General features: G+C 35.7%; 9 protein-coding genes and 2 pseudogenes. 2 read left to right on the top strand and 9 right to left on the bottom strand.

What is annotated here, in order from left to right; translation table 11 throughout:
• Positions 1-533: 533 nt before the first annotated feature.
• Positions 534-2,225, top strand: coding sequence for a fibronectin type III domain-containing protein (locus AC3II9_RS02155; RefSeq protein ID WP_489152977.1), 1,692 nt, complete (start codon positions 534-536; stop codon positions 2,223-2,225).
• Between the two features lie 157 nt (positions 2,226-2,382).
• Here the strand turns inward: AC3II9_RS02155 and AC3II9_RS02160 are convergent, their stop codons facing one another.
• Complete coding sequence (locus AC3II9_RS02160; protein WP_489152843.1) at positions 2,383-4,176, bottom strand: Ig-like domain-containing domain; 1,794 nt, start codon at positions 4,174-4,176, stop codon at positions 2,383-2,385.
• A gap of 316 nt (positions 4,177-4,492) precedes the next feature.
• Entirely contained in the window at positions 4,493-4,903 is a 411-nt protein-coding gene (locus AC3II9_RS02165; RefSeq protein WP_489152844.1) for a hypothetical protein, read from the bottom strand.
• A gap of 315 nt (positions 4,904-5,218) precedes the next feature.
• On the opposite strand from AC3II9_RS02165, the gene AC3II9_RS02170 reads away from it, so the two are divergent.
• Positions 5,219-5,614 carry a hypothetical protein gene (locus AC3II9_RS02170; protein WP_489152845.1) on the top strand — a complete coding sequence of 132 codons (396 nt, stop codon included), beginning with the start codon at positions 5,219-5,221 and terminating at the stop codon, positions 5,612-5,614.
• Between the two features lie 898 nt (positions 5,615-6,512).
• Here AC3II9_RS02170 and AC3II9_RS02175 read toward each other — a convergent pair.
• From AC3II9_RS02175 to AC3II9_RS02205, 7 genes and pseudogenes are all read right to left on the bottom strand, one after another.
• A pseudogene (locus AC3II9_RS02175) lies at positions 6,513-7,532 on the bottom strand (Ig-like domain-containing protein); the annotation flags it as partial.
• A 255-nt stretch (positions 7,533-7,787) separates the two neighbouring features.
• Positions 7,788-7,961 (bottom strand): JAB domain-containing protein, encoded by a 174-nt coding sequence (locus AC3II9_RS02180; protein ID WP_489152978.1) that lies wholly within the window; start codon positions 7,959-7,961, stop codon positions 7,788-7,790.
• Positions 7,962-8,150: 189 nt separating this feature from the next.
• The gene (locus tag AC3II9_RS02185; RefSeq protein WP_489152846.1) at positions 8,151-8,930 is read right to left on the bottom strand and encodes a hypothetical protein; all 780 of its coding nucleotides are present in this window, start codon (positions 8,928-8,930) and stop codon (positions 8,151-8,153) included.
• A 129-nt stretch (positions 8,931-9,059) separates the two neighbouring features.
• A pseudogene (locus AC3II9_RS02190) lies at positions 9,060-9,212 on the bottom strand (Ig-like domain-containing protein); the annotation flags it as partial.
• Positions 9,213-9,583: 371 nt separating this feature from the next.
• The gene (locus AC3II9_RS02195) at positions 9,584-10,006 is read right to left on the bottom strand and encodes a hypothetical protein (protein WP_489152847.1); all 423 of its coding nucleotides are present in this window, start codon (positions 10,004-10,006) and stop codon (positions 9,584-9,586) included.
• 351 nt (positions 10,007-10,357) lie between these two features.
• Positions 10,358-11,887 carry an Ig-like domain-containing domain gene (locus AC3II9_RS02200; RefSeq protein WP_489152848.1) on the bottom strand — a complete coding sequence of 510 codons (1,530 nt, stop codon included), beginning with the start codon at positions 11,885-11,887 and terminating at the stop codon, positions 10,358-10,360.
• A 1,398-nt stretch (positions 11,888-13,285) separates the two neighbouring features.
• Positions 13,286-13,930 (bottom strand): leucine-rich repeat domain-containing protein, encoded by a 645-nt coding sequence (locus AC3II9_RS02205; RefSeq protein WP_489152849.1) that lies wholly within the window; start codon positions 13,928-13,930, stop codon positions 13,286-13,288.
• Positions 13,931-14,062 lie beyond the last annotated feature (132 nt).

The following is a 14,062-nucleotide window of genomic DNA, read 5'->3' on the forward strand; positions in this document are numbered from 1 at the left end:
TACGGTAGTGTTTTGACCGTTCAATGCGGGCTTTTGCTCGGATACGACAGCGTTTTGCTCGCACCAGATGGTTTTGACCGGATACAGTGACTTTTTGCTCGGATACGGTAGTGTTTTGACCGTTCAATGCGGGCTTTTGCTCGGATACGACAGCGTTTTGCTCGCACCAGATGGTTTTGACCGGATGCAGTGACTTTTTGCTCGGATACGGTAGTGTTTTGACCGTTCAACGTGGGCTTTTGCTCGGATACGACAGCATTTTGCTCGCACCAGATGGTTTTGACCGGATGCAGTGACTTTTTGCTCGGATACGGCAGCTTTTTGACCGTTCACTGTCGACAGTTCTAAAACGATTTATATAACGTGTTAACTAAAAGAGATTTACTGTAGCACTTATTGATTTATCCATAGAAATAAGAAATATCTTTCTGTATAAAATTTCAAATTACTCTTAAAAAATATAGCTATATTTAACTAAATAATTTACAATATAAGTGTGAATATTCTAACATTTGAAGGAGGGATAATTGGAAGTGAAGAAAGGTATGTTGTTTATATTGTCAGTGGCATTGGTGATTTCACAATTGGTGCTGTACCCATTGGTCGGAAGTGCTGCGAGCTTAGTTCATTTTTCAAGTGAAAAGGAAGGGCAATATAACCCATTACATCCGTATATATTAAATTGGTATGGAGATGTGTTAATTAATGGTGGGTTAAATTTATCAGACATGAAATTGACAACGACTTCGAGCACAGCAGATGTCGTAATGACAACAAGTGGTTATATAGGCGCTAGCGCTATTGTCGAGTTAGGTACTGATGTGGATCTACAGGCGCCGATTGACTCTAGCAAGTTTGTAGGGAAATGGAAGACTTATTTAGAGTTGAAACCTACTATTTATTTACTTCGTACACATGATGACAAGTATGCTAAAATTCGTATCAATGACATTTTACCTGGAAAAGCTCTGTTCACCTATGTGTTGCAATCCGACTCACCAGGTGGCGAAGTCCCAACACAACAGTGGGAAACACATTACAATATCGATCCAGCCAAAATGTGGACCATCCGTTTTTCTAAAGCCGTAAATGCTACCTCGATCAACAAAAATAATATTTATGTACAATCTTCCACTGGACGTATTGTAGACACTAGGTTAGAAATATCGAGTGATGGCACTAAAGTGTTTGTCTATGCTCCAACGAACGGCTATACACCAGGCGAAACGTATACTTTATATATAAGTAATACGATCTCAGAACAATCATCTACTACAACTTTAAAAAGTAAAATTCACATGAAATTCACCATCGTAAAAAATCCACCTACTGATACAATTGCTCCAAACTCACCTACGAATGTTCGTGTCATCATGGAAGGGAATACCTACTACTTAAATTGGAATAATAATAGCGAATCTGACTTAGCAGGATACTTTATCTACTACAGTTTAAACGGCTCAAATTATACGAAATTGACAAACAATGAAGGAGGATATCTCTTCACTACGAACAAGATTTCCTTAAGTAAATGGAATGGGTCTAAAATTTCTATTTACGTTACAGCGGTAGATAAAAGTGGCAATGAATCGATAAAATCAAGCACAATCACAGCGACTCTTGAAGCAAAAGATACAACTCCACCAGCAGCACCAACTGGCGTGACAGCAGAGGCAATGGATAGTAGAGTGCAAATCGATTGGTATGAAAATATTGAATTAGATTTACTAGGTTATTATCTTTATGTGAGTGTAGGCTCTTCTAACAATTTCAAAAAAGCTTCTTATGAAGATGGTCAATCATTAATAGTGGATGAAACGATTGTCGATTTATTCGACTTACAAAATGGTACGACTTATTATTTCTATCTCACAGCCGTTGATAAAAGTTATAACGAATCGGCCCCTTCTAAAATCGTGTCTGCTACACCAACAGCTAGCTACAATACGACTTGGTCTGGATCCTGGAATTCTGATTATGGTGTTATCAAATTTACTCAATCTGGCTCAAATGTAACCGGTACTTATAGTTATGGTACTTATGGTTATGGTGAGCTCAAAGGGACAGTCCAGGGTAATACTTTAATTGGGACCTATTATGAAAACGACCTCACTTATGGTGAATTTATTTTCACGATGTCAAGTAATGGGATGAGCTTTGACGGCCAATACAGAAGTAAGGGCGGGATCGTTTGGGGCTATTGGGATGGTACAAGGTTAAAATAAAAATGTAAGTGTATGGGATGGTTATACAACACTAAAGCTTCTTAATTATTTGCAGTGAACAGAAGAGGGTGTCACAAATACCTTTGTGACACCCTTTCTGTTTTTCAGTGTAGTCACCTATTTACATTACTCCTGGCGCAACTGCTCATTGTAGTGATTATTCAATTAACGAAATTTCCTCTTTTGCACCAAATACTGTAATCGGTGTTTTTCCAATATTCTCTATCATTTTACTATCACCATTTATAATAAAATGCCCCTGTGTAATATATGCAAAATTACCTTCTTGCGTATTATTACCATCCGTCGTGATTTTATAAATCCCTTTTCCTGTTGGATCTTTTAGGTAAAGTCTTGTATCCTTATTAGCATTTACTTGCACTTTTTCCCCTGGTGCTAGTTCTAATTTTGTAAATAGCTCTTCAGTATGTTGTTCAAATGTAACCGCTCTTGTCGGTCCATATAAAAGTAGCGATGGCGTGCCTACGTTTTCAATAAGTTCTGAGAATTTCTCACTTACCGTAAACGCATCATCTCCATACTCATATACTTCTTGATTAAATTTGGCATTCATTACCTCATCTACATCGTAATGAATAGAAGAGTACACCCCTTTATTTGAAGGTTCCCTCATAAAGATAGTATGATGCTCTTTTAAATTAGACGTCACTTTCACTTTATCACCGTTATTTAACTCATAGAAAGTAAGTGGTTCTTCTTCTGTCTTCTCTAAACTAACATAGCGTGCAGGCCCTGAAATTGTTAATGGCTGATTTACTTCATTTTTAATAATTGTGTCATAACCAACCGTTACAGACGCCAATTCTTGACGATCATACCCAATACTTGACACATCATCTTTATCATAAGAGGCATAAGAAATTTTCCAATCCCCCTGTGGCACAGAATAGTTTAATTGAGTATGATATTCTGGTTCCTTAGATGTTGCTACAAGTTTTTCACTTCCTTCTATTGATAATGCGACAACTGCTTTTTCTTCAACTGCTTCCACTTGTGTTAAACCATATGTTGTTTTTGGAGCATATACATATAAAACTCCATCATCCTCATTTGTCACAATCATATTATCTAATTTAAATAACGAACTATTTTTAAACGCTTTATCTGCTTCTACTCGATATTCAAAATCACTAGCTTCTAAAGTTGAACTATATTCTGCATAGGAAGCATATACTTTTTCTGTAGCATTGCCAAAGAAGACTTGGGGGTAAGATTGTCGATCTTGACCTGTAATTTTTATATTATTACGCTCGTATAATTTATAAATGGTATGGGAAGCATCTTTAGATTCTTCTACTTTAAACCCTTCTTGCGCAGCTAAAGTCGTATTTGTCGTAAATGACACGGTCATCCGATCATTCTTTCCTAATGTTACATTTTGCTCTTGAGCTACTTGTACACCACTACGATGAGAGGTGCCACTTGTACCATATTCATCATAGGTAATGTACGTTGCCCCTACCGGCACTTTAAATGATTTCGTTTCATTTGAAGTGTTCGTTACGATATAACTATTTGCAAATAGCACTTCCTCTGGTGTTTTATAAATCATTTTAAAGTAGTACTTCGTTGGTGCAATCGCCTCTTTTGAGTCTTTTTGTTTAACACCTTTAATCGTTAACGTATAGGAATGATTATTTTCATATTCTTTCCCTTCTGCTAACTTAATCACCAATTGATGATCAGTTGCACCGATTTCTGCAACTGTCGCTACTTCCCTCTTCGCCGTTTCATCAAAAACTGTAATTTGTGCTAAAGAAGTCGGGTCTACCGCATGAGAGAATGTAATCGTCCGCACGTCATCATATAAATGATATGTATCCTCTACTTCATTCCATTTCACATACTCTACTTCTTCTGCACTAGCTACCATAGGTACAGCTGCTATTACAACCGGTAACACGAATGCTGCTTTCATATATTTATTCACTAACCCCCCCTTTAACCATATATTACAATATAATGGTTAAATTAGGTATATTCGACTTTTGTTAAAAAGTATTTTTGATTCATTCAAATGAATTTCATAATCCCGTTTCTAATTAGTACATAAGAACACTATTCAAGAAAATCGCTTTATCATTCATTCTCCACTGGATGCACTCGCTACAAGGCGAATACCATCAGCTACACTCGTCGCTCTTCACTGAGAAAATAAAAATAAACATGTTTCTAAATAGTCCAATAAAAAAACACTACTGAGAATTAACTCAGTAGTGTCATTAAAATTATTAGCAAGTCATTGTCTATTCAATCGAAAGAATCTCAAATTCAGTAGGGGAAATATCTCCTTTAACCGGAACATTATTGCCATTTGCATCGCTATAATTCCCTTGTGGAATAATGTTTTCAGGATTATTTTTATGACCATTTGCATTAGCTGCACCAATAAGCCCTAAATCATTTGCTTGTTTTAAGCTAGCTACACCTACACCTGAAAAATAAAGATAAATTTGAGCTGGTTGATTTTGGGAAAATAATGTACCTATCTTAACGATGGATAGCTTATCTAATTGAATAACCGTATAAAATTCTTTTGTCTTTTCAAAATAAATACCTTCTTTTACAGACGTTGCTGCTTGTACATTCGTGATAGGAATAACGATACATACCCCTAAAATAAAGGCAGCTAATATTTTTTTAATCTTATGATTCATGTCATTCTCCTCCAATAAATTTATATAGATTTATCATATCAATCAACATACTTTTATTACATTATATAACATTTAAGGGTTATTTGTATATATTAACTACCTATTTTAATCCATATCATTTTCAGGAGCCTAAACTGCTCTTATGAAGAAAACTTGTATTTATACATGTACTAAATTTTTGACTAAATCCTTTATCATTGGAATGCACTAACATTTTTAATATGAAATGAACGTAACTAAAAACCATTTGTAGTTAAAACAACAAAATTAAGGTAAAATAAAGGAGAGCCATTATGATGAAAGTGAGATTTTATGATGAAAAAACGCAAACTCTACTATCCTTTAATATTATCAACCTTGTTATTTGCATGTTCTGATTCAACAAATACAAATAATGAAAATAATCAAACTCAAGAACAACAAGAAATAAACGAAATTGTTGAAACACTTTCTTTATCTAGCAATGAAGATATAGTGCAAGAATTAGAATCACAAGATAAAGTAGAAAAAGTCGATATAATGATTATAGACGGCTTAAAAAAAGTATTAGCTACCATTCAAGTAACGGAAGACATGTCAAAAGAACAAGCCAATCAATTAGCTGAAGCTCAATTAGAAAAAATTAAACCCCAATACGAAAATCATTCTATTTTAATTACAATTATGCAAAATGAAGAGCAATTATCACAAAAAGTATTCGAGATTGATTGAGTACTGGTACGAAATATCAAAAGTAAGTCGAATTTCATGCCTATTTCCAAACATAAAGGGGCACTATCGAGAAGCTTTGAATCTCGATAGTGCCCTTTGAAAAACTACGCCCAACTATTCGAACATTGAGTACTCTATAGCTTTCTTAATACCTACAATGCCGTGCATAGTACTTCGTATATTAATGCCGCCATAAAAACGGATATGTCCCTTTCGGATAAATATCCGATTCTCCATATAAGTTGAATATTTCAGAACCTGTATAAATTCCTGCTTTCTGAATGATTGTATCTACATTTTCCAGCAATGGCTCTTTTCTCACTTTTCAGTAAAAAATGCTTGAGAATTTGCTGATTAACTCCTAACAAATATTTTCAACAAAAATATTTGTTACTTCAACTTATATAGTCTCATATGGTTTTATATGTGAATGCCCCTGTCGCCATATTCAAGAGTACGGTACCATCTACCGGACCTGCCGAAATAGAAATAACCTTAATTTTCCTGTTTTCAATTTCAGCTGATACAATTCCCTGTGCGGATAATTCTATTGACGTGCCCACGCTTGGTCATTGTTTAAAGTTCTCATATTTATATTCGGTACGCTATTCTCGTCTTATCCCTATTTGCCTATTGATTTTATAAAGAGCCCTCACCATGCAGGCGGCTTTCATTGCACACGGCGATCCGTCAGCAGTTTTTCTTTTAACTTATTTCCCCCCTTTATTATGATAAACAAAGGTTAAAATTCGGTAAAAAGAAAGGTGATTTTAGGTAGAATATTGGTTATTAAAGTAATTTTCGCGGTTTATCGTTTAGTTTTTCTATAACTTTATAAGAAAATACTAATGTAACTATAGCCGTTCCTTTGTGCAACGAATTTCTTTCAAAATCAGTTCTACTGACCGTGTCGCCCTAAAAACTGATATGTTCCTTTTGGATACTTATCCCACTCACCGTATAAGTCAAATCGTTCAGAGCCAGTATAAATCCCTGATTTTCTCACGATGGTTCCGCCATTTTCTAATAATTGTTCTGTCGAGTTTATATCTCCCAACACATCTACTATCCTGCCCTCTTTCTTTAAAACAAGCGCAGTTGTTTTGAATCTACCTGGATCAAATAAAAGAAACTCATCATTATAATAAGTAATGGGGGTTATATCAAATGCATTGTAAAAACTACTATTCAGAAAAATATATGGCATATTGGGTAATGCTTTAAGAATGGTTTTAGAAAAAGATCTCTTCGAATTGGTTTGTATATCGTATTGATAAACCTCCAACTCATATCCATGTAATTCCTCAGATGGATTACCGCTTCCTTTATAAAAAAGCTCTATTGCTATTCTGCCATCTCCACCATCCAAATACTCCGAAAAGAAAAGCTCGACTGCACCTTGTTGCTTAACTGACACATCCAGAATCACTGCAGTTCCATCTTCAGCTACTATCCATTCATACGTATTTATTGGCTGTGCTGTCCAGATCCTACCTGTTAATACATTTGGACCAAACAATGTGCTTGTAGGTGTTCCCTTATATACTAGAAAGCGGGTACTATTTGGAAATATTTCCGACAAATCATAAGAAACTCCTGTTACTCCTTGTTTCGTACTAATTTTTTTATAACCATTCGGAGCAAGTGGTGCGTTTCGCACAACAACAGTAGTACTTACCACTCCGCCCTGACCGTCAGTTGCAGTAATAGTAATCGTTACTTCTCCTGCATTTAAACCAGGGCTAATTTCTAAAATATTCCCCTTTATAATGGCACTAACCATTTGTGATTGATTGCTAACCGCTGAGTAGGACATTACATCTCCATCAGGATCATAAAACAGCTCATTTAAGTCAAAGATTCGTGATGGGGTAACACCTGCAGTTAATATTTGTTGGGCTATAACACTTTGCACAACTGGACTTTGATTATTCGCTGAGCTATTCTCACTTTATACCTCTCGGCTTTATAGTGAGCCTTCACCATGCAGGCGGCTTTCACCGCACACGGCGATCCGTCAATGAATCTTTCATTTCAATACCTATCTCCCTCTCCTTATGATACAACACAAAGATTAAAATTAGGTTAAATAGTGAAATCTTTCAACATAAAAAAGCTACGTAAAAATATTTAGCCGTAATATTTCGTTGAGTTGGCCCTATCTTTAATAATCTTAGGCAACAAATTTCTCCGATACTAAAATGAGATGATCCAGTACATCAATGCCTAAAATCTTACCTGCTTCTACAAGAGGCTCTGTCCCATCAATATCCTCTGGTGAACGTAATCGTCTCCCATGTAAATCTTCTCCTTGAATTGGAAAAAGCCCTCCACTCCATGACAGAATGAAAGGCTTGAACGATACTACTCATTAGTACGTTATATAGTTAAAGCTTTATTTGTTGCGATTTTGATTGATGGTGTGTGTTCATTGTCAAATCTAGATACAGCATCGTTATCAAATGGTTCTGGTTAGTATCTGCACAGGCGCGTGTTTTAGTTTTACAACTAAAGTTAACCAGGATATATTTTAGGATTACTGAAAATTAAATATCCAAGTCATTGTTCCAGTTACATTATTGCTATCTGTATAATCAAATGTAATAAAAGCTGCACCTGAACCAACTTTTGCTACATCTAAAAATACATCTCCTGAAGGATTTGGACCAGTAATCGCTGCAGTCGCAATACTTGGATCATTACTTCTTGGATTACTGAATGTTACAGCTGAGCCACTTTCCCCTGTTATTGCAACTGTTAAATTAACATTAGCTGACATTGAATATGGTCCGCCAATTGTTCCACCATCAATATGTGGTGCTGAAATGTTTACTCTTGGTGTATTCGGAATGGTAACCGTTACTGGAGCAGATTTATATGCCACTACACTTGTAGCATTATCCACAATTTTATAGGATACAGTTACATCCCCAGCTGCACTACCCCTTACAGCCCCCATACTTTGGTTAATTGTAGCCGAACCTGTACCATTCGTTACATACCAACGGATAGTTTGACCCGCACCTGGCACTGTAAAACCCGTTGCTGCTGCGCCCCATCCAATTACTGAGTAGGGCGCTGGAACTGTAGGTACTGCTCCTACGGCTGCTGGTGGATGAACCGTCACAGTTACTGTTCCTTTCTCAATGACCACTCCATTCGCATCCTTACCAACATACGTAATATTTGAAGTACCAGCTCCCACAGCTGTGACTTGACCTGTTGTAGCATTTACTGTGGCTACTCCTAATGTTCCAGATATAAAGCTCTTATTAGTGGCTGTTGCAGATAAGCCTGCTCCCACTGGTGCTGTCATTACTTCGCCCATTTGTAATACTTGCGTATACGTTGGATTTTTTGCTGTTGCTGCCGGAAATACCGTAACACTTACACTATTACTTTTAGCGTTACTTGATGTATAGCTAATCGTTGTCGTCCCTGGTGATAAAGCTGTGACTACGCCTGTAGTTGCATTAACAGTCGCAACAGCTGGATTACTTGATGACCATGTTTTTGTTCCTGCTTCCGTTGTTGCTACTGTTCTAGTAGTTGTCTCACCTAATTGTAAAACCGTTGAAGATGTACCTACACCTGTTATTGTTGCCCCTGTTGTTACGCTATTCTCGTCTTATCCTTTCTCTATCTCTTAGGTTTATAACGAGCCTTCACCATGCAGGCGGCTTTCACCGCACACGGCGATCCGTCAATGAATCTTTCATTTTAATACCTATCTCCCTCTTCTTAGCATATGACACAAAGGTTAAAGTTAGGTTAAATAGTGAAAAAATAGAGCCAAACTATGACTGTTTATTTATACAAATTTTTATAAACTTCGATGAATGACAGGCACCATACTGAAAAACACACTTAACTTTTTAAAATATGTTTGCTGCATATCATCTTCCTGATGTGCAAAAAGAAACCCCACCGAAAAAGGTGAGGTTAATTTCAAGTATTTTTTTAGGCTAATTATCGTGGAGCAGCAACTGAAGTCTGCTGCGCAGAAAAACCTGTTAATGTACTAGCTGTTGCTTTAACTCGAACTTGAGTAATATTTCCTATTGTTGTAACCCATTTAGATTCACCATCAGCATTGGTTGGATATAAGTTCATCCACTCTGTCCAAGTACTCCCTCCATCTTCAGAAACTCTACCTTCCAAATTATTAGCGTTGCCTGGTAATCCTACTAATAAATTAGTGGGACCGGCGTATGCTGCAGTAAATGTTGGAGCATTGGGAGACTCAGCGACTATTCTTACATTAGAAGGATTATTTTTTTCACGCACATAAACATTACCTACAAAAGTAGCTAATGTTACAGGTGTGTTTGATGATAATGCATCTATCCAAGTTCCATTTGTACCGTTTGTAGAATCTAAACTGTACTGCATAGTAGTAGAAGTGTTAGTGATATTCCCATCAAAAGTATTAATTCCAACACTCGATAAATCTAAAACACTATTCTCGTCTTATACCTTCTCTATCTATCAGTTTTATAACGAGCCTTCACCATGCAAGCGGCTTTCACCGCACACGGCGATCCGTCAACGAACCTTTCATTTCAATACTTATCTCCCACTTCTTAGTATATGATATAAAGGTTAAAGTTGGGTTAAATATTTAAAAGCTTTCAACATAAGTACTGGTGCTTCCCTAAACAAAAAAAGACTACTCAACAAAAGCCAAGTAGCCATTAAAATACGTATTTAAATCTTAACATCGCATGCGCTTTAAACATGCAATTATTTTACTGTGAATGCTTTTTCCCCCGATTTACTTAGTGCTTTACCGTTCGCACTTTTTACATCTTTCGTTACATATACAACATAATCACCTGCAGGATAGCCACTTGTCGGTGCTTTAATGTTAATTTCATTATCCTTTACTTCTAAAGTTACATTTTGCTTTATACCAGCTGCATTGATGACATAAACGGACTCTGACGTTACTGTTGTAGGATCAACAGACTCATTAAATGTTACTTTCCAATTTTTATTAGTAGGGGTACTCGGCTGTGCATCTACTTTACTCAATGTAAATACATTGCTTACACTTTCATAATGAGATTCTACTACTACATAATCACCTGTAACTGTATTATAAAATTTACTGCCCTTATAAGGTAATGTCGTAATGGCTTTTAATGTCGCAAAATCATAGACAATCGTGCCTGTAGGTGAGCTTACATATAAATGGTCATTATTCAATTTTGAAATTTTGAAATAGCTACTACCTACTGCAATTGTTCCACGTTTTTGACCTTGTTCATTTAAAAATGTAATAACACCTTTGTCTTCCTCTTCATAAATCGCATGAATTTCTTCGTTATAATCATAAGGTTTTACTGCTTCAATTGTCGAAATAACTTTTGCGCTATTTACATCAAAAATACGCACGCTATTGTCATTATATAAATAAATTTCTTCACGTTCTAAAGAATAGTCTGCCGAAGTATAGTCACTTGGCATCGATACTTGCTTATTCGTAAAACGATCTACAGCAACTACTTTAAAATCTACACTTGGTAAAGACAAGAAATAATATTTCGGTGTAGATTCCATATAAGTCACTTCAACCATACTTTCAATTGGTGAATCTAACGTTACACTCACTTTTTCATCATTAAGATAATCAGGAAGTTTACCATCCGCACCATATAAATGGAATTCATAACCATTATCTGTTGGATGTAAATACTCTGACCACACTGGAATTGTTAATGTTGAACTGCTTACAGTATTGCCATTATAGTCAAAGTGGAATGCATCTGCTCCATAAGGCCCCATACCAGAGTTTGCTTTTACATGTAGAATTGTAAAAGTGCTATCAGAGAAATGACGAATTGCAAAATAAGGTTTTGTATATTCCGAATTGTAATTTTCATAATTTAAATAGTTAGACCATAATCGGACGAAATTCTCATTATATCCTGTTAGTGTTTGTTTTTCATAATCTAATATTAAAATTAATAAATCTCCATTTGGCTGTTCTACTAAAAATGCTGCATCCGGACGTGTGAAATTAACTTCTTTTAATGTTTGTCCATCATTATTGTACTTAACAAGCTTATAATCACGCTCACCACTTTCTACTAACGCAATAATATCTCCTGTTGACGTAATAGCTACTTGACTACCTACAAAAGAATTACCTTCAAAGTCAAACTCAGTAAATGCATTTACCTCTTTGTATTCTGCCGCTGCATGAGAAGTCGTAGGTAATACTAGTGTAAAGATTAGTAACGCTGCAAAAAATAATTTAAAGAATCGCATCATTATACTCCTTTTTGTTTTTTTATATCATTATTTGAAAATTATAACATACAAAAATGGATTTACTTCCCTTTTTCTATTTTTTAGCAGGTGCGTTAGTAAACCATTTTGAGCCATCTCTAGTCAAGTGGGGGCTTTTCGCTACGGGATACAATTGCCAAATATATATACAGTACAAGAAAACCATCTACTAAATTCAGATGATTTAAGTGCCATTTTCTCACGGATTTACTTTTTGAAGAGGGACAATAGCTGACATTCGTACTTTTAAATTATTAGCATAATGAAGTTTAAGGATAAAAGAAAATCCCCCTCAAAAACCGAGTTTTTCATCGACTTTTGAAGGAGACTTGCTCTAATTTTTTATGGATTTTGAGCCGTTATTTTTCCGGCGTATCCACCAATACCACCAAACAGCGTAGGTTTTAAGTGTTCCATCTTCTGCTTTTACAACTACACTTACATAGGTACTGATAATATTCTCTATATTAATTAAGGTAGTATCATCGGATAATTCAATTGCGCTGTTAAATTGTTATACAGTTGTAATTTTCGGATAATTATATACTATCTTGAACGTTGCTCCTGAATGATTGGTTTGTAAAGCAGCCCTTAACTGTGCTGCCGTTATATATATGGAGTCTACTTTAATTTCTAAGATGGATTCTCTTAAATAAACAAAGTAGCCTAAACTTGCGTAACTGCTTGATAGAATGACTGTTGCATCATTGCTTACATACCCGCTATTCTCGTCTTATACCATTTTATCAATGGCTTTGGATTCGATCCGTCAGCAGTTAGTCTCCTTGTTTCCCCATGTACACCTCACATTACTAATGTTAAAAATAGGTTAAATTTCAAAAAGTTAAAACATAAGAATTAAACTACTACTCGCTATATACAAATTTCAAAAAACTTTAAAGTGTGAAATGCGCCTTACTTTAATTTACAACAACAGTATTAGATTTAGTGCCTAAATCTTCAACGCCATTAACTATTAAAATAACGTAATATTGTCCCGACCCAACATTGGTTTCGAACTTACTAACCAACGGAGTTACATTTTCAGTAAGTAATATACCATTTTTGTATAAATTAAACTTTGAACCTTGAGGTAATCCTGACACCCTTAATTTGCTTGCCGCAGGACTTGTTAAAACAATATTTACATTGCTATTCTCGTCTTATACCGCATACTTGCAGCTTTCGATTCGAGCCTTCACCATGCAGGCGGCTTTCACCGCACACGGCGATCCGTCAACAATAGATTTCTTACTTATTTCCCCTATTTTAAAAATATAGTATTCCAAAGTACTATTCAACCAAAAATTATAAAAAGAGTGTGAGCCTCTGCAGAAAACCATTTTTCCCACAGAGCGCTCTACTACACGATTATCGCTACTGCTTCACCCATTGTGAAGTCGCTTCATTTAATATAAATGTCCCTGGTGTTTGAGAGGCATCAATTGAAGCACTTATATTTGAGTTTATCCCATTCAGATTAAAAGTATTAAAATCAATTCGACTGATCGTACCTTTAAATGTAACAGATGTAAGTTTGTTTTGAATAAATGCCTTATCGAGTGTCTTTACACTACTTGGTATCATGACAGATGATAACTGATTACCTTGAAATGCACTGATCAAAATAGTTTCAATACCCTCTTCTAGCGTAAGTGATGTCAGTTGATTGGTACTAAATGCACCTTCCCCGATTACTTTAACACGACCCGGTATCGTGATCGATGCAAGTTGATTGTTACCAAATGCATTCTGACTAATTCTTAAAGCTGATCCAATACTTAGTATCGTAGCTGAGGTTAACTGATTGTTTTGAAATGCACCAATATTAATTGTTGTGACACTACTCGGTATCGTGACCGATGTGAGCTGATTATTACGAAATGCCCAATTTCCAATTGTTGTGACACCATCTAATATCACCACTTTTTCAATTCCAGATATTGTAAACTTTCCATTGTTGTCAGTATAACTAAAATTATTCATCGTTCCATTCGTACCACCACTTAAAGCTACGTACAATGTGTCATTATCTTTATACGATACAATATCTCCACCCCAAGCTATATCACTCCACAGGCTTGCTGTTTCTGGAATGCCTGGAATATTTATAACACCGCTATTCTCGTCTTATACATCATGATAGATGCTTTC

This window comes from Lysinibacillus sp. RU7, assembly GCF_057837305.1.